The organism is Methylobrevis albus (assembly GCF_015904235.1).
GTDB lineage: Bacteria > Pseudomonadota > Alphaproteobacteria > Rhizobiales > Pleomorphomonadaceae > Methylobrevis_A > Methylobrevis_A albus.
On sequence record NZ_JADZLT010000056.1, the window covers coordinates 283,902 to 301,931 of the forward strand.

Consider the following 18,030-nt stretch of genomic DNA (forward strand, 5'->3'; position numbering starts at 1 on the left):
GGGGAGAGCAAGTCCAAGTCGTAGAGACAGCCCGGCCCCGCGCCGCCCTCACCCTCTCTGTACGCGCACGACAAATCCCGCCCCAGTCGTTAAGGTCGCGTCGACTGGCGCGATGTCGCGCGCCGCGCAGAACGGACATTCGAGACTTGGCCAAGCCCCCCCGCCCGCCGCAGACGGAACCCGCGTTGCCGACCCGCGAGGCTGTGCTGCGCTTCATTGCGGAGCACCCCGGCAAGGGGACGAAGCGCGACATCGCGCGCGCCTTCGACGTCTCCGGCGACGCCCGCATCGGGCTGAAGAAGCTCCTGAAGGAACTCGAGGGCGAAGGCCTGATCGAGCGCAAGCAGCGCCGGCTGTCGACGCCGGGCGCCCTGCCCCCGGTGCTCGTCTGCGAGGTCGTCGCGCGCGACAGCGAGGGCGACATCTTCGCCGAGCCGGTGACGTGGGACGAGGACGACGGCGCGCCGCCGCGCCTGCTCGTCATCGTGCCGCGCGGCCGCCGCGCGGCGGCGACGCCGACCCCCGGGCTCGGCGACCGCTTCCTCGCCCGCGTCGGCGACTTGCCGCACGGCTACGAGGCGACGGCCCGGGCCGCGGTGCGGGTGATCAAGCTGCTCGACCGGCGCCCCTCCGGCATCATCGGCGTCTTCCGCAAGACGCCGGGCGGCGGGCGCATCGTGCCGGTGTCGCGCAAGCAGTCCGAGATGGTCGTCGACGAGGAGCACGCCGGCGGCGCCGAGGATGGCGACCTCGTCTCGGTCGAGGTGCACCGCGCCGGCCGCTACGGCCTGCCGCAGGCGCGGGTGCTCGAGAAGATCGGCTCAGTGAACTCGGAGAAGGCGGTCTCGATGATCGCCATCCACGCCAACGAGATCCCCTACATCTTCCCCGAGGCGGTGCTCGCCGAAGCCGCCGCCGCCCCCGCGGTGACGCTGAAAGGCGGCGACAAGCGCGAGGACTGGCGCGACCTGCCGCTCGTCACCATCGATCCGCCCGACGCCAAGGACCACGACGACGCCGTGCACGCGGCGCCGGACACCGATGCGTCGAACCCCGGCGGCTTCGTCGTCACGGTGGCGATCGCCGACGTCGCGGCCTATGTCCGGCCCGGCTCGCCCCTCGACAAGGAAGCGCTGAAGCGGGGCAACTCGGTCTATTTCCCCGACCGCGTCATCCCGATGCTGCCCGAGCGGATCTCGAACGACCTCTGCTCGCTGCGCGAGGGCGAGGACCGCCCCGCCGTCGCCGTCCGGATGATCTTCGACGCCGACGGCCACAAGAAGAAGCACCAGTTCCACCGCATCATGATGCGCTCGGCGGCGAAGCTCGCCTACGGCCAGGCGCAGGCGGCGATCGACGGGCGCACCGACGAGAAGACCGAGCCGCTGCTGGAGCCGGTGCTGAAGCCGCTGTGGGACGCCTACGCCTGCCTGTCGAAAGGCCGGGCGTCGCGCGAGCCGCTGGAACTCGACCTGCCCGAGCGCAAGGTGGTGCTGAAGCCCGACGGCACGGTCGACAAGGTGGTGACGGCCGAGCGCCTCGACGCGCACAAGCTGATCGAGGAGATGATGATCCAGGCGAACGTCGCCGCCGCGGAAACGCTGGAGGCGAAGCGCTCGCCCCTCGTCTACCGCGTGCACGACCAGCCGTCGCTGCAGAAGCTGGAATCGCTGCGCGACTTCCTGCAGACGATGGACCTGAAGTTCGCCAAGCAGGGCAACCTCCGCCCCGGCGTGTTCAACACGATCCTCGCCCGGGTCGAGAACACCGAGAACGCCCACCTCGTCAACGAGGTGGTGCTGCGCTCGCAGAGCCAGGCCGAATACAATCCGATCAACATCGGCCACTTCGGCCTCAACCTCCGCCGCTACGCCCACTTCACCTCGCCGATCCGGCGTTACGCCGACCTGATCGTCCACCGCGCGCTGGTCGGCGTGCTCGGCTTCCATGCCGACGGGCTGCCCGAGCGGTTCGAGGAGAAGCTGGAGCGGATCGCCGCCGATATCTCGGCGGCCGAGCGGCGCGCGATGATGGCGGAGCGCGAGACCATCGACCGGCTGATCGCCGGCTGGCTCGCCGACCGGATCGGCGCGACCTTCAAGGGGCGCATCGCCGGCGTCACCAAGGCGGGGCTGTTCGTGAAGCTCGCCGAGAGCGGCGCCGACGGCTTCGTGCCGGCCGCAACCCTCGGCCAGGACTACTACGCCTACGACGAGACCCGGCACGCCCTGATCGGCAGCCGCAGCGGCGAGACCTTCCAGCTCGGCGACATCGTCGACGTGAAACTGGTCGAGGTCGCCCCGCTCGCGGGCGCCCTGCGCTTCGAGATGCTGTCCGATGGTCGGAAAGGCCGGCCGGGGGGCGGCGGGCGGCCGGATAAGCACCAGCGCGGCAGGCGGACGGGGCCGCCGACCGGGCCGAAGGGACTGGGGCCGAAGGGGTCGGCGGGGCCGAAGGGGCGGGCTCGGGCGCGGGGGTAGTTCTCGGCTGGGGATGGCCTCGGTGGGCTATGCCGTGGGGCACACCCCTCACCCCAACCCTCTCCCACAGGGGGAGAGGGGGCAGGTCGTGCCGTGGGCGACGCCGAGAATCACGGCCGTCGCCCGATCAAAAACCCTCACCGACGTGGTCCCCTCCCCCCTTGTGGGGGAGGGACAGGGAGAGGGGTCAGGCCGCGGGGGAAAGCCTCGGCGACGAAGCCTACTCCCCCCGCCCCCACTCACTCCGCCGCTTCGGCCAGTGCCGGATAGTCGGTGTAGCCGGTCTCGTCGCCGCCGTAGAAGGTCGCCTGGTCGGGCTTGTTCAGCGGGGCGCCGGTGCGCAGGCGCTCGGGCAGGTCCGGGTTGGCGATGAAGAGTTTGCCGAAGGCGACCGCGTCGGCCTTGCCGGACGACACCGCCTCGACCGCGAGCTCGCCGGTGTAGCCGTTGTTGGCGATGTAGACCCCGCCGAAGGCCGCCTTGAGCTTCGCATAGTCGAACGGCGCGACGTCGCGCGGACCGCCGGTGGCGCCTTCCACGACGTGGATATAGGCGAGACCCCGCTTGCCGAGTTCCGCGGCGACGTAGTCGTACAGCGCCTGCGGATCGCTGTCGCTGCCGCCGTCGTTGGCCGGCGTCACCGGCGAGAGGCGCACGCCGACGCGGCCGGCGGGCAGCACCTTGGTCACGGCATCGACCACTTCCAGCAGCAACCGGGCGCGGTTCTCGATCGAACCGCCGTAGGCGTCGGTGCGCTTGTTGATCGAATCGCGCAGGAACTGCTCGAGAAGGTAGTTGTTGGCGGCGTGGATCTCGACGCCGTCGAAGTCGGCGTTCTCGGCGTTCTCGGCGGCGCGGGCGTAGTCGGCGACGATGCCGGGGATCTCGGCGAGATCCAGGGCGCGCGGCTCGGAGACATCGGCAAAGCCGCTCTCGATGTAGGTCTTGCCCTTGGCGCGGATCGCCGAGGGGGCGACCGGGGCGCCGCCGTCCGGCTGCAGCGAAGAATGCGAGATGCGGCCGACGTGCCAGAGCTGGATGACGATCTTGCCGTCCTCGGCGTGCACCGCGTCGGTGACCGCGCGCCAGCCGGCGACCTGCGCGTCGGTGTAGATGCCCGGGGTCCAGACATAGCCCTGGCCCTGCTGCGAGATCTGCGAGGCTTCGGTGATGATGAGGCCGGCGCCGGCGCGCTGGCGGTAGTACTCGACATTGATGTCGCGCGGGGCGTCGGTGCCCTTGGTGGCGCGATTGCGCGTCAGCGGCGCCATCACGATGCGGTTGGCGAGCTCGATATCGCCCACGCGAAGGGGCTGGAACAGGCTGGAAACGTCGGCGGTCATGCGAAACTGTCCTTGGTCGTTCGAAAACGAATGTCATCGTTCCGGAGGAACGGAACTGGCCAGCTGCATGTGGGGAGGCCGGCGGCAGCGCCAAGGCCGGCCGGACGACGGTAACGCGGTCGTGTGATGATCGGCTACTCGGGCGCCAGCTTCGAGCCGTGCACGTTGCCGACCCGGCCGTTGTAGCTCACTTCGCACCAGCGCTGGTCGAGCGCCTTGCGCTTCACGGCTGCGTCGCCGAACTGCCACTCGCCGAAGCCGAATTCCTTGCGGCACCACCGCAGCACGATGCCGGCCGCGTTCGCGGGAATCGTGCCGACGACGCCGGCGCTGTCGTCCATGCCGGAGCGCAGCGGCACGCCGCCGGCCGGGGCGTTGTACGCCTTGAAGGTCATGTCGTAGGGGCTGGGCGACTGGGCGTGGGATGCGGCGAGGCCGGCGGCGACGAGACCTGCCGCCACGGCCGCGACCGCCAGCAGGCGGAGCATCTGGCTCCGCAGCATGCGCGATGCGCTCATGGGAAACTCCACTTTCCTCGATGCCGGCTCCGGCGCGTTGGGAGCGCGCCCGGGAAACGGCCGGCCCGGCGCGGGCGGCGAGGGTCGCCGCGCGTGCCGGGCCGAAGTCGGGTCGCATCCGCAGGGCGCGGACGCGGGGTCCTGGTCAGGCGACGTCGGCGGCCGAGTTCACGACCTTGCCAGCGAGGCCGTAGGCGATCGCCTCGTCCGGACCCATCCAGTAGTCGCGGTCGGTGTCCTTCTCGATCCGCTCGAGCGGCTGGCCGGTCGCAGCGGCGAACATCTTGTTCAGGCGGTCGCGCATCTTGATGATCTCGCGCGCCTGGATCTCGATGTCGGTCGCCGGGCCGCCGGCACCGCCCGAGGGCTGGTGCAGCAGGAAGCGGGTGTTCGGCGTGCAGAAACGACGCTCGAGCGGCACCGAGACGTAGATCAGCGCGCCCGCGCTCGCCACCCAGCCGGTGCCGATCATGTTCACCGGCGCCGGGATGAAGCGAATCATGTCGTGGATCATGTCGCCGGACTCGACGTGACCGCCGGGCGAGGAGACGATCACGTTGATCGGGTCGTTCGACGCCTCGGCGAGCGCCAGCAGCCGCGCCGTGACGTCGCGGGCGAGATCCTGGTTGATGCCGCCGGTGATCAGCACCGTGCGCGACTTGAAGAGATACTTGTCGACCTGCGGCGCCGCCGCCTCTTTCGCCTTGCCGGGCTTGTCCTCGTCCTCTTCGTCGTCGAGGCGGGCGGTCACGTCGGCGGGATATGCCTTGGAGATCATGAGAACCTTTCGAGCGTTCGGCGTGCCGCGCGGCGGAACCGGACCGTCGTTCCGCAGCGGCTTGATGTCCATGGGCAACACCGGATTCCCGGCCGAAGCGGCCCGGGGCCGGCGTTGCGTCGGCCGGACACTATCCCAACTGCAGCGGCCGCGGCAACACGGGGGTAAATGCGGTGGTGCACCGGCCCCGATGTGGGGGCTCCGGGGCCGGCTGACCAGCCGCCCCCTCCCTTCAATCTGTGGGCATCGTTGCGGTGCACGCCCCGCGCACTGGCGCCCGGGCCGCGGCCCCGGCTATGGTCGGCGCCCGCGGGGCGAGCGCGCTCCGGGCTGTGACGTTGCGTAGACGGAGACCCGATGAAGGTCGCGATCGACATGGGGACGACCGCTGCACTCGCCGGAAACGGCGCGGCGGCGGGGACGGCCGGGACCCCGGCACTGCTCGACCTCGAGGAACTGCTCGCGACTCGCCTGCTCGTCCAGGGCAACTCCGGCTCCGGCAAGTCGCACCTGCTCCGCCGCCTGCTCGAGCAGAGCGCGCCCTGGGTGCAGCAGTGCGTGATCGATCCGGAAGGCGATTTCGTCACGCTGGCCGAGAAGTACGGCCACGTCGTCGTCGAGGCCGATCGCGGCGAGGCGGAACTCGCCGGCATCGCCGACCGCATCCGCCGCCACCGCGTCTCCGTCGTGCTCAACCTCGAGGGCCTCGACGTCGAGCAGCAGATGCGCGCCGCCGCCGCCTTCCTTACCGGCCTGTTCGATGCCGACCGCGAGCATTGGTACCCGGTGCTGGTCGTCGTCGACGAGGCGCAGCTGTTCGCGCCAGCGGTGGCCGGCGAGGTGTCCGACGAGGCCCGGCGGTTGTCGCTCGGCGCGATGACCGACCTGATGTGCCGAGGCCGCAAGCGCGGCCTCGCCGGCGTCATCGCCACCCAGCGGCTCGCGAAGCTCGCGAAAAATGTCGCGGCGGAAGCCTCCAACTTCCTGATGGGCCGCACCTTCCTCGACATCGACATGGCCCGCGCCGCCGACCTGCTCGGCCTCGACCGCCGCCAGGCGGAGATGTTCCGCGACCTCGCCCGCGGCCGCTTCGTCGCGCTCGGACCCGCCCTGTCGCGCCGGCCGCTGCCGATCGCCATCGGCACCGTGGAGACGCAGCCGCGCTCGACCAGCCCGAAGCTGACGCCGCTGCCCGAGGCACCCGAGGATGCGCGCGAGCTGATCCTGACCGCCGATCCGGCGGCGCCCTCGGTGATCCCGCTGCGCCGCCGCCCGGCCGCGCCGCCGCGCCCGACCGGCGACATCCTCGCCGAACTCAGCCGCGCCGCGAGCGAGCGCCACGAGGCCGGGCCGGCGCCCGCCCAGCCGGCCGTCGCCGTCGATCCGGCGCAGCGCGACGCGCTGATCGCCTCGGTGCTCGCCGAGATCCTCGAGGACCCGGACGCCGCCTTCCGCACCGACGCGGTGGTCTACCAGGACTTCCTCGTGCGCTGCCGTATCCGCCGCTCGGTCGGCGATCCGGTGACGCTGACCGAATTCCGCCGCAAGCTCGCGGTCGCCCGCGCCGGCGTCTCGGGCGACGCGGCGGCCGATCCGGTGTGGCAGGAGGCGCTGCGCCTCAGCGAGGGGCTGCCCGGCGACGTGCAGGGCGTGTTCCTGATGGTGGCGCAGGCGGCCCTCGTTGCGGCGCCCTGCCCGTCCGACGCGGCGATCGCCCGCGCCTACGGCAGCCATTCGTCGAAGCGCGCCCGCCGGCTGCTCGATTTCTTCGAGGAGCGCGGGCTGGTGGTGCTGCGCACCGACTTCTCCGGCCGCCGCGTCGTCGCCTTCCCCGACCTCGGCGTCGAGACGGCCCCGGGCGACCCGAACCGCCGCGAGGATCCGGCGGAGCGGCTGGCGGCGGAGTAGTGGGGGTTGGGGGGCAGTGCCGTAGGGCCTACCCCTCCCGATCCCGCTTCGCGGGTTCCGTGGGTGGGGCTACCCCTCCCGACCCCGCTTCGCGGGTTCCGTGGGTGGGGCCTACCCCTCCCGACCCCGCTTCGCGGGTTCCGTGGGTGGGGCCTACCCCTCCCGACCCCGCTTCGCGGGGCCACCCTCCCCACGAGGGGGAGGGATGAGGCGCGGCGCGTTTGCGGGGGGAATTGAAACGCAGCAGATTCGGCGCGGATATTTGAAAAACCACATATCAGTCAACGACATCCCTCCCCCTTGTGGGGAGGGTGGCCCGGCGAAGCCGGGTCGGGAGGGGTAGCCCCACGGCAAGGCTCCACCTGGACTAAACGATCACCCCTCCAGCAACTGCCGCAACCGCGTCCAGCGCCGGCGCGTGCCGCGGCCCGAGACCGCGACGTCGAGGGCGCGGGGTTCGGCGATCAGCACGACCAGCCGGCGCGCGCGCGTCACCGCCGTATAGAGCAGGTTGCGCGCCAGCATCGGGTAGTGCTGGCCGCTGAGCGGGATCACCACGGCGGGATATTCCGAGCCCTGCGCCTTGTGGATGGTGATCGCATAGGCCGGGAGGAGCGCGTCGAGGGCGCGGGTCGGATAGTGCAGCTCGCGGCCGTCGAAGTTCGCGACGACGTCGTCCTGCTGGCGGTCGATGCGGACAATGCGGCCGAGGTCGCCGTTGAAGACGTCGCGGTCGTAGTCGTTCTCGACCTGCATCACCCGGTCGCCGACGGCATAGGCGGCGCCGCCGCGCTCGATGCGGTCGGCGGCGTTGGGGTTCAGCAGTTGCGCGAGCTCGACGTTGAGGTTGCGGGCGCCGAGGATGCCCTTCTGCATCGGGGTCAGCACCTGCACGTCGCGCATCGGGTCGAGGCCGAAGCGGCCGGGAATGCGGCGGCCGACGATCTCGCGGAGCTTGGCGAGGCCGTCTTCGGGGCTCGACATCGGCACGATGTAGAAGTCCGCCTCCTCACCGGCCGGCGTCGCGATCGGCGCCTCGCCGTGGTTGATGCGGTGGGCGTTGACGATGATGCGGCTGGATTCGGCCTGGCGGTGGATCTCGGTGAGGCGCGCCACCGGCACCGCGCCGGACTCGATCACGTCGCCGAGGATGCGGCCCGGTCCGACCGAGGGCAGCTGGTCGACGTCGCCGACCAGCACCAGCGCGGCCTCGTCGGGCACGGCGGCGACCAGCGCCGCCATCAGCCCGGCGTCGACCATGCTCGCCTCGTCGATCACGACGAGGTCGGCCTCCAGCGGATTGCCGGCGTTGCGGCGGAAGTTGTCGGTGCCGGCGTCGATCTCGAGCAGGCGGTGGATGGTCTTCGCCTCGCGGCCGGTCTGGTCGCTCATCCGCCGCGCGGCGCGGCCGGTGGGGGCGGCGAGCGCGATGCGGGTGCCGCCGCGGCCGACCAGCGACAAGAGCGCGTCGAGGATCGTCGTCTTGCCGACGCCGGGGCCGCCGGTGACGACCGAGACCTTGGCGCCGGCGACCAGCGCCAGCGCCGCGCGCTGCGAGGCCGACAGCACCACGCCGGCGCGGCGCTCGAAGGCGGTCGCCGCCTGGTCGAGGTCGGCGCCGCTCCACGGCAGCGACCCGGCCGAGAGCGCCTTCAGCCGCTCGGCGACCATCGCCTCGGCGTCGGCGAGGCGTCGGCCGAAATAGCAGGTGGTGCCGTCGACCACGGTCTCGACGACGTCGCCGGCGGCGACGGTCTCGGCGAGCGCGGTGCGCACCAGCGCCTCGTCGACGACGAGCAGCCGCTCGGCCTTCTCGACGAGGTCGCCGCCGGGGAGACCGGTGTGCCCGTCGGCGGCCGCGTCCTCCACGGCATAGGCGATGCCGGCGCGCAGCCGGGCCGGCGCCTCCCGGTCGAGGCCGAAACGCACGGCGATCGCGTCCGCGCCGGTGAAGCCGATGCCGGGCACGTCGCGGGCGAGACGGAACGGATCGGTCTCGACGATGGTGCGCGCCTCCTCGCCGAACTGGCGATGGATGCGCACGGCGTCGGCGGTGCCGATGCCGCGCTCCGCGAGGAAGACCAGCAATTCGCGCAGCGCCTTCTGCTCGGCCCAGCCGCGCGCGATCTTCTGCGCCGCCGACTTGCCGACCCCGGGCACCTCGAGCAGCCGCATCGGCGCGGCGTCGATGACGTTGAGCGCCTCGGCGCCGAACGCCTTGACGATCCGCTCCGCCATCGCCGGACCGACGCCCTGCACCATGCCGGACGCGAGGTAGCGGGCGACGGCCTCCTTCGCCGTCGGCGGGCGCGTCGCGAGCCGCTCGGCCTTGAACTGCAGACCGTGCGCGCGGTCGGTGACCCAGACGCCGACTGCGTCGAAACTCTCGCCGGGGGCGATCTGCGGCGCATGGCCGACGAGGCTCACCGGCTCGCGCCGGCCGGCGACCTTGACCTTCAGCACCGCGAAGCCGTTTTCGGGATTGTGGAAGGTGACGCGGTCGATCGTGCCGCTGAGGCTGGCGGCAACGCCGGCGCCGGCCGGTTGCAGAGCGGTGGGATCGGGATTCGCCATGCCGCGTTATAGCGCGAAACCGCGCCGGGGCGACCTGCGAGAACGGCGTCCGCGGTCGGTGAAATCGCCGCCGGATGGTGTTATGACGAGGCCCCGCGGAGGGGTTTTGCCCTTGAACCGCCGCTTTCGGCCGTTTTCGTCGTCACATCGCTTTTCCCGTAGCGCTTTTTCTTCCGCATCCGACAGGAGCCGCAATGACTGCATCCGTCAACCGCCGTGACTTTCTCGCCGTGCTTGCCGCGCTGGGCATCCAGTTTCCGCTCGGCGCCTCGGCGGCAGCGACGGGGGTGAAGCTCGGCGACCAGGTGCCGTTCTCGTTCGACGCGCTCGTCGAGCAGGCCCGGGAGACGGCAGCGCGCCCCTATGCGGCGCCGCAGACCCGCGCGGCGGACGTGCTGGAGACGATCGACTACGACAATCACTGGAAGATCAAGTTCCGCGCCGACCACACGCTGAACCTGCCGGGCGACAAGGCGCCGATCCGGTTCTTCCACCTCGGCCGCTATTTCAAGGATCCGGTCGGCATCAACGTCGTCGACGGCGAGACCGCGCGGCCGGTGCTCTACGGACCCGACTATTTCGACATGCCGTCCGACAGCCCGGCGCGCCAGCTGCCGACCGACATCGGCTTCGCCGGCTTCCGGGTGATGGAGCCGGGCGGGGTCGAGCGCGACTGGCTCGCCTTCCTCGGCGCCGCCTATTTCCGCACCTCCGGCCCGCTCGGCCAATTCGGCATGTCGGCACGCGCGGTGGCGATCGATGTGGCGCTGCCGAAGCCCGAGGAGTTTCCGCGCTTCACCGACTTCTGGTTCGCGCCCTCGTCCGCCGGCGACATCACCATCTACATGCTGATGGACGGCCCGAGCATCACCGGCGCGCTGAAGATGGACTGCAAGCGCGAGAACGGCATCGTGATGGACATCGCGGCGCGCTACTTCGTGCGCAACGACATCGACCGGCTCGGCGTCGGGGCGCTCACCAGCATGTTCTGGTACGGCGAGACCAGCCGTCGGCAGGCGCGCGACTGGCGCCCCGAGATCCACGATTCCGACGGCCTGTCGATCTGGACCGGCGGCGGCGAGCGGCTGTGGCGGCCGCTGAACAACCCGCCGCAGGTGATGACGTCGAGCTTCGTCGACAAGGACGTGCGCGGCTTCGGCCTGATGCAGCGCGACCGCAATTTCGAGAATTACCAGGACGACGGCGTGTTCTACGAGAAGCGCGCCAGCGTCTGGGTCGAGCCGGTCGGCGCCTGGGGTGACGGCGCGGTGCAACTCGTCGAGATCCCGACCGACGACGAGATCCACGACAACATCGTCGCCTACTGGGTGCCGGCGAAACCCGCCAGGGCCGGTGACGCCGTGCCGCTCGACTACAAGGTGCACTGGCTGATCGACGAGCCCTACCCCGCCCCGATCGGCCGCACCTATGCGACCCGCGCCGGCATCGGCGGCGTGCCCGGCCAGCCGCGCCCGCCGGGCGTCGTCAAGTTCTCGGTCGATTTCGACGGTGGCGACCTCGGCAGTTTCACCGCCGAGAACGGCATCGAGGCCGACGTCACCGCCTCGAAGGGCATTGTCTCGGGCGTCTACACGCTGCCCGTCGTCGGCACCAAGCGCTGGCGCGCCTTCTTCGACTTCACGGCGAGCCCCAACGACGCCTCGCCGGTCGACATGCGGCTCTATCTCAAGCGCGAGGGCGTCGCGCTGACGGAGACCTGGCTCTACCAGTACCACCCGGGCGCGCTGGTGCCCTGAGGCGGGCGGGGGCGGAGATGCTGCTGCCCCCTCATCCGCCCTTCAGGCACCTTCTCCCGCGAGGGGAGAAGGGCGTCCCCGCATTCGCCGCGCCAATCCCTTCTCCCCTTGCGGGAGAAGGTGGCCGAAGGCCGGATGAGGGGTCTCTTCCCGTCACTCCCCCTCGAACCGGAACGCCACCACGCCAAGCGGCGGGACCGTGACCTCGATCGAGTCCGGGAACCCCTGCGCGCCGTGGCCGCGGGTCTTCACGCCGCCGAAGTTGCCGTGGTTGCTGCCGCCGTAGACACCGGCGTCGCTGTTCAGCACCTCGCGCCAGAAGCCGGACTTCGGCACGCCGAGGGTGAAGCCGAGCCGCGGCTCGGGCGTCATGTTGGCGACGACCAGCACCGGCGAGAAGCCCATCGGGTCCCAGCGGATGAAGGCGTAGAGGCTGAGCTCGCGTTCGTCGACCAGCACCCACTGGAAACCGCCCTGCTCCGCGTCGCGCAGGTGCAGCGCAGGCTCGCGGGCGTAGAGGTGGTTGAGGTCGCGCACGAGGCTCTGCACGCCGGCGTGCATCGGGTCGTCGAGGTGCCACCAGTCGAGCTCAGCGTCGTGGTTCCACTCGCGCTCCTGGGCGATTTCGCAGCCCATGAACAGCAGCTTCTTGCCCGGGTGCATCCACATCAGCCCGAGGATCGCGCGCATGTTGGCGAAGCGCTGCCAGCGGTCGCCGGGCATGCGGCCGATCAGCGAGCGCTTGCCGTGTACGACCTCGTCGTGGCTGATCGGCAGCACGAAGCGCTCGGTGAAGGCGTAGGAGAGGCCGAAGGTCACCTTGTCGTGGTGCCAGCGGCGGTAGATCGGGTTCTGGCTGGCGTAGAACAGCGTGTCGTTCATCCAGCCCATGTTCCACTTGAAGTCGAAGCCGAGGCCGCCCTCCTCGAGCGGGGCGCTGACGCCGGGCCAGGTGGTGGACTCTTCGGCGATGGTGATCGCGCCGGGCACCTTCTCGCGCACCACCTCGTTGAGCCGCTTCAGGAAAGCGACCGATTCGAGGTTCTCGCGGCCGCCGTATTCGTTGGGGATCCAGGCGTCGGACGAGCGGGAGTAGTCGCGGTAGAGCATCGACGCGACCGCATCGACGCGCAGGCCGTCGATGTGGAAATGCTGCAGCCATTCCAAGGCGCTGGCGATCAGATAGGCGATCACCTCGTTGCGGCCGAGGTTGAAGATCAGCGTGTTCCAGTCCTGGTGGAAGCCCTCGCGCGGGTCGGCGTGCTCGTAGAGCGGCGTGCCGTCGAAGTTGCCGAGGCCGTGCGGGTCGGTCGGGAAATGCGCCGGCACCCAGTCGAGCAGCACGCCGATGCCGGCGGCGTGGCAGGCGTCGACGAAGGCGGCGAAGTCGCGCGGCGTGCCGTAGCGCGAGGTCGGCGCGAACAGGCCGAGCGGCTGGTAGCCCCAGGAGCCGCCGAACGGGTGCTCCATCACCGGCAGCAGCTCGATGTGGGTGAAGCCCATGTCGCGGACGTAGGGAATCAGCGTCTCGATCAGGAAGCCCCAGTCGGCGCCGCCGTCGCGGTGGCGCCAGGAGCCGGCGTGGATCTCGTAGACCGAGATCGCCGCGCTCGCCGACTGCCGCTCGCCGCGCTCCGCCATCCAGACGTCGTCGGTCCAGGCGAACGGGGCGGGATCGGTGACGACGGCGGCGGTCGACGGGGCCGCCTCGAACTGCAACCCGACCGGATCGCTCTTTTCGAACGGCAGCACGGCGCCGGGGCCGCGAATCTCGAACTTGTAGCGGTGGCCGGGGGTCAGGCGCGGGATGAAGATCTCGAACACGCCGGCCTCGAGCCGCTTGCGCATCATGTGGCGGCGGCCGTCCCAGTTGTTGAAGTCGCCGATCACCGAGACACGCTCGGCGTTGGGTGCCCAGACCGCGAATCGCACGCCGGGAACACCGTCCACCTCGATCGCCTGCGCACCAAGGCAGCGGCCGATCTCGAGATGGGTGCCTTCGCCGAGCAGATAGACGTCGACCTCGCCGAGCAGCAGCGGGAAAGAATAGGGATCCTCCGTCTCCTGCACCGTGTCGCCCCAGTCGATGCGCAGGATGTACGGATCCGCCGAAGACACCGGCGCCGCCATCAGGCCGCCCTCGCCGACCGCTTCGAGGACGCCGTAGAGACTGCCGTCGGCGCGTCCCACCACTTCGGCCCGCCGGCAGCCGGGCAGGAAGGCGCGCACCAGCGGCCCCTCGGCGGTCCAGTGTGGCCCCAGCACGGCGAAAGGATCGTCGAGGCGCCCCTCGAGCAGCGCACGGATGGCGGCTTCGTCGACGATCGTCGGTTCCGGAGTGGTCTGCTGCACCATCGGACGTATTCCTCTTGTCGTTGTTTCTCCGATCGTTGCCGCAGCCTACACCGCGGCTGCACGGCTCGCACGATCGATCCGCACGATGGGCCGGTCGGTCCCGGCCGGGGTGCGACACCACGGCCAGAACTGTCGCCGCATTGTTCGCGTAGCACGGTTCGAGCGCCGACCTGAGCGGCCGGATGGCGCGACCCCGCCTCGACCGGAGAGGCTGTCGACAACGGCGATACATCGCAGGCGCGACGGCATGCCTATTGCGTTGCAGCACGCTGTCTCGGGTATAACGGCGAAGGGGTGGGTATTCGTTCCGGCATAGCTCGTCGAAAGATGGACGGGCGCCTGCCGGTCCGAGACGGTGCCTCCCCCGCCCGGTGCGGATGGCTCGATCCTGGTGCGAGGTACAGCAAGGTGGCGGAGATCGCGGCGACGGACGACGGCGTCCAGCTCTACAAGGCGGTGCTGCGCGAGGTGCTGGAGCGCCGGCCCTCCGGCATGCGCCAGCGGCTCGCCGAGGCGCTCGGCAAGACGCGCAGCTTCGTCAGCCAGATCACCAGTCCGAGCTACAACACGCCGATCCCGCCGAACTGCGTCGAGACGATCATGGCGACCTGCCATTTCACCGACGGCGAGCGGGCGCGCTTCCTGTCCGCCTATCGCCGCGCCCACCCGCGCCGGCTCGACCGGGTCGACGGCGTGGTCGGGGGCGCGATGCGCCGGATCGAGCTCACCGTGCCCGACCTCGGCTCGCCGAAGGCGAACGAGGCCTTCGACCGCCTCGTCGAGGCGACCGTCGACCAGCTGCGGCGGGCGTCCGAGCTGAAGGGCGGCTGAGGCGCAGATTGTCGCCGGTTCGCCCAGCCCTCACGCTCAGGCAAAGTGACGATTGGACGGGCGCGGCAGGCCGAGGCTGTCGCGCAGCGTCGTGCCTTCATATTCGGTGCGGAAGATGCCGCGCCGCTGCAGCTCCGGCACCACGCGGTCGACGAAGAGATCGAGGCCTTCGGGGACATAGGGGAAGACGAGGTTGAAGCCGTCGCTCGCCTCGGTCTCCAGCCACTCCTCCATCTCGTCGGCGATCGTCTCGGCGGTGCCGACGAAGGCGAGGCCCGCATAGCCGCCGAGCCGCTGGGCGAGCTGGCGGACCGTGAGGTTCTCCCGCTCGGCAAGCTCGATCACCCGCTCGCGCGAGCTCTTCGACTGGTTGGTCTCCGGGATCGGCGGCAGGGGGCCATCGGGATCGAACGCCGAGGCATCGACGCCGAGCGAGATCGACAGCGCGGCGATGGCGCTGTCGGCGTGCACCAGCGCGTCGACCCGCGCCCGGCGAGCCTTCGCGTCCTCCACGGTATCGCCGACGAAGACCATCGCGCCGGGCAGGATCTTCAGCCCGTCGCGCGGGCGGCCGAGCCGGTCCATGCGGCCCTTGACGTCGGCGTAGAAGCTGCGGCCGTTCTCGATGGTCGAGGAGGCGGCGAAGACGACCTCGGCGGTCTCGGCGGCGAGCTGGCGGCCGGGCTCCGACGCGCCGGCCTGCACGATCACCGGCCAACCCTGCACCGGGCGCGCGATGTTGAGCGGCCCGCGCACCGAGAGGAACTCGCCCTTGTGATCGATGCGGCGCATCCGGTCCGGGTCGAAGAACAGGCCGCTCTCGACGTCGTGCAGGAAGGCGTCGTCGGCGAAGCTGTCCCAGAGGCCGGTGACGACGTCGTAGAACTCCCGCGCCCGGCGGTAGCGTTCGCCGTGCTCGACGTGTTCGTCGAGGCCGAAGTTGAGCGCGGCGTCCGGGTTCGACGTGGTGACGATGTTCCAGCCGGCGCGGCCGCCGCTGATGTGGTCGAGCGACGCGAAGCGGCGGGCGATGTGGTAGGGCGCGTCGAAGGTGGTGGAGGCGGTGGCGACGAGGCCGATCCGCTCGGTGACGACGGAGAGGGCCGAGAGCAGCGTGAACGGCTCGAAGCTCGTCACCGTCTGGCTGCGCTTCAGCGCCTCGATCGGCATGTTCAGCACGGCGAGATGGTCGGCCATGAAGAAGGCGTCGAACTTGCCGCGCTCCAGCGTCGTCACGAAACGCTTCATGGCGGCGAAGTTGAAGTTGGCGTCGGGCCAGGCCCCGGGATAGCGCCAGGCGCCGGTGTGAAGGCTGACGGGCCGCATGAAGGCCCCGAGTTTCAGCTGCCGCCGCGCCATGTGCCGATCTCCGTCCGTTGCCGTCACCCGATACCGTTCGGGGTTCCGGCCGGCGGCCGGACCATCCAGATAGGCAGCCTTCCCGCACCTGCGAAGGGGCTTGGGCGGAGAAATCCACTGGTGAAGTAGACTTTCTTGAAGCCATGCCAATGGCCCTTCAGGGCAGTTCGAATACCGTCAGCACGCCGCCGTTGGCGGTGTATTTCGCGAGGCTCTCGTAGGCGCCGACGGCGCCGGAGCCGTCGTAGGGGTCGGTCAGCCCCGCGGCGAGGCCGATGCCGGCCCAGCCGCCGACGCCCGACAGCACGGCGACATACTGCCGGCCGGCGTGGAGGTACGTGGTGACGTTGCCGACGATGCCCGAGGCGGTCTTGAAGCGGTAGAGCTCGGCGCCGGTCTCGGCATCGACGGCCTTCAGGAAGCCTTCGAGGGTGCCGTAGAAGACGACGTCGCCGGCCGTCGCCAGCACGCCCGACCAGACGGAGAACCGCTCCGGCAGCGCCCACTTGATGCGGCCCGCAACGCCGTCCCACGCCGTCAGCGACCCCATGATGCCCGGTTCCTCGAATCCCTGCCCGGCCGGCGCCGGATAGAGCCGCAGCGTCGCGCCGACATAGGGCTGGCCGGCGGTGTACTTCACCCGGAACGGCTCGTAGTCCATGCAGACGTGGTTGGTCGGCACGTAGAAGAGCCTTGTGCGCGGCGAGAAGGCGGCCGGCTGCTCGTTCTTCGAGCCGAGCGCGCCGGGGCAGATGCCTTCCGTGGTTACGTCCTCGCCCTCCCCGTCCTGGTCGGTGGAATAGGCGGGGTCGAGCTGCGGCCGGCCGTAGGTCGGGCTCGCAGGGTCGGTGTCGACCCCGGTCGCCCAGTTCACCGCCGGATCGAACTTCTCCGCGACGAGGAGGTCGCCGCTTTCGCGGTCGAGGGTGTAGCCGAAGCCGTTGCGGTCGAAGTGGGTGAGCAGCTTGCGGGTCTGCCCGTCGACATCCTGCTCGGTCAGGATCATCTCGTTGACGCCGTCGTAGTCCCACTCGTCGTGCGGCGTCATCTGGTAGACCCAGCGCGCGCCGCCGGTTTCGAGATCGCGAGCGATGATGCTGTTCGACCATCTGTTGTCGCCCGGCCGCTGCACCGGGTTCCAGGTCGAGGGGTTGCCGGTGCCGTAGTAGACGAGGTCGAGCGCCGGATCGTAGGAGAACCAGCCCCACGGGCAGGCGCCGCCGATCTGCCACTGGTCGCCCTCCCAGGTGGCAAGGCTCGAGTCCGGTCCGACCGGCTTGCCGAGCACGGTGGTCTTCACCGGGTCGATCAGCATCTCGTCGTCCGGCCCGGTGGCATAGGCGCGCCAGAGCCGCGCGCCGGTCTTCTGGTCGTAGGCGGTGAGATGGCAGCGGACGCCGAACTCGCCGCCGGCGATGCCGACGATCAGCTTGCCCTTCGCGGGCAGCACGGTCGCGGTGTTGACCTCGGCCTTCGCCGGATCGCCGTTCTTGACGCTCCATTTCACCGTGCCGCTGCGCGCGTCGAGCGCGACGATGGTGGTGTCGGCCTGGTGCAGGAAGATGGTGCCGTCGTCATAGGCGAGGCCGCGGTAGACCGTGTCGCAGCACATCACCTCGATCGTCGAGGGGTCCTGCTGCGGCTGGTATCGCCAGAGGATCGCGCCGTCGTTGTCGAGGTCGAGCGCATAGACGGTGTTCGGAAACGGGGTGTGCACGTACATCACGTCGCCGATCACCAGCGGCCCGCCCTCGTGGCCGCGCAGCACGCCGGTCGAGAAGGTCCAGGCGACCTTCAGGCGGCCGACGTTGTCGCGGTCGATCTGGTCGAGCGCCGAGAAGCGCGTGTTGGCGTAGTCGCCGGTCTGGATCGCCCACTCTGCCGGGTCGGCAATCCGGTCGGCGAGGTCTTCGGCGGCGGCGGGAACGGCGACGAGGAACAGCAGGGCGGCGAGGCATCCGCGCATCGGCGAAGCACCCTTTCGGCAGCGGGGTTGGACGGCCCCGCCCTCCTAGCAGGATTTGCCGTCGCTGCCGACGCGGATCGCCGCGGATTTCATGCCCGCCAGGCCGCGGCGCCCATTGCGCTGCGCCACCGCGGCGCGTCAGATGGCCGGGCGCCACGCCG

General features: G+C 70.6%; 11 protein-coding genes. 4 read left to right on the forward strand and 7 right to left on the reverse strand.

What is annotated here, in order from left to right:
* Positions 1 to 146: 146 nt before the first annotated feature.
* Positions 147 to 2,480: a ribonuclease R gene (gene rnr, locus I5731_RS18670; RefSeq protein WP_235981903.1), complete on the forward strand. Its 2,334-nt coding sequence runs from the start codon at positions 147 to 149 to the stop codon at positions 2,478 to 2,480.
* 239 nt (positions 2,481 to 2,719) lie between these two features.
* Here rnr and I5731_RS18675 read toward each other — a convergent pair whose 3' ends face one another.
* From I5731_RS18675 to I5731_RS18685, 3 genes are all read right to left on the reverse strand, one after another.
* Positions 2,720 to 3,823: an alkene reductase gene (locus tag I5731_RS18675; protein WP_197312926.1), complete on the reverse strand. Its 1,104-nt coding sequence runs from the start codon at positions 3,821 to 3,823 to the stop codon at positions 2,720 to 2,722.
* Between the two features lie 134 nt (positions 3,824 to 3,957).
* Entirely contained in the window at positions 3,958 to 4,341 is a 384-nt protein-coding gene (locus tag I5731_RS18680) for a hypothetical protein (RefSeq protein ID WP_197312927.1), read from the reverse strand.
* 145 nt (positions 4,342 to 4,486) lie between these two features.
* Complete coding sequence (locus I5731_RS18685) at positions 4,487 to 5,119, reverse strand: ATP-dependent Clp protease proteolytic subunit (RefSeq protein WP_197312928.1); 633 nt, start codon at positions 5,117 to 5,119, stop codon at positions 4,487 to 4,489.
* Positions 5,120 to 5,476: 357 nt separating this feature from the next.
* Here I5731_RS18685 and I5731_RS18690 point away from each other — a divergent pair, with 357 nt between their 5' ends.
* Complete coding sequence (locus I5731_RS18690) at positions 5,477 to 7,027, forward strand: helicase HerA domain-containing protein (protein ID WP_197312929.1); 1,551 nt, start codon at positions 5,477 to 5,479, stop codon at positions 7,025 to 7,027.
* Positions 7,028 to 7,402: 375 nt separating this feature from the next.
* Here the strand turns inward: I5731_RS18690 and recD2 are convergent, their stop codons facing one another.
* The gene (gene recD2, locus I5731_RS18695; RefSeq protein WP_197312930.1) at positions 7,403 to 9,601 is read right to left on the reverse strand and encodes an SF1B family DNA helicase RecD2; all 2,199 of its coding nucleotides are present in this window, start codon (positions 9,599 to 9,601) and stop codon (positions 7,403 to 7,405) included.
* A gap of 194 nt (positions 9,602 to 9,795) precedes the next feature.
* Between recD2 and I5731_RS18700 the strand changes: the two genes are divergently transcribed.
* Complete coding sequence (locus tag I5731_RS18700) at positions 9,796 to 11,358, forward strand: glucan biosynthesis protein (protein ID WP_197312931.1); 1,563 nt, start codon at positions 9,796 to 9,798, stop codon at positions 11,356 to 11,358.
* A gap of 153 nt (positions 11,359 to 11,511) precedes the next feature.
* On the opposite strand, the gene glgB is transcribed toward I5731_RS18700, so the two are convergent.
* Positions 11,512 to 13,713 carry a 1,4-alpha-glucan branching protein GlgB gene (gene glgB, locus I5731_RS18705; protein ID WP_197312932.1) on the reverse strand — a complete coding sequence of 734 codons (2,202 nt, stop codon included), beginning with the start codon at positions 13,711 to 13,713 and terminating at the stop codon, positions 11,512 to 11,514.
* A gap of 408 nt (positions 13,714 to 14,121) precedes the next feature.
* Here glgB and I5731_RS18710 point away from each other — a divergent pair, with 408 nt between their 5' ends.
* A complete protein-coding gene (locus tag I5731_RS18710; RefSeq protein WP_328839207.1) occupies positions 14,122 to 14,544 on the forward strand; it encodes a hypothetical protein in 423 nt (140 codons plus the stop codon).
* 36 nt (positions 14,545 to 14,580) lie between these two features.
* Here the strand turns inward: I5731_RS18710 and I5731_RS18715 are convergent, their stop codons facing one another.
* Positions 14,581 to 15,903: an LLM class flavin-dependent oxidoreductase gene (locus I5731_RS18715; RefSeq protein WP_197312933.1), complete on the reverse strand. Its 1,323-nt coding sequence runs from the start codon at positions 15,901 to 15,903 to the stop codon at positions 14,581 to 14,583.
* Positions 15,904 to 16,060: 157 nt separating this feature from the next.
* Positions 16,061 to 17,869, reverse strand: coding sequence for a methanol/ethanol family PQQ-dependent dehydrogenase (locus tag I5731_RS18720; protein ID WP_197312934.1), 1,809 nt, complete (start codon positions 17,867 to 17,869; stop codon positions 16,061 to 16,063).
* Positions 17,870 to 18,030: the final 161 nt, after the last annotated feature.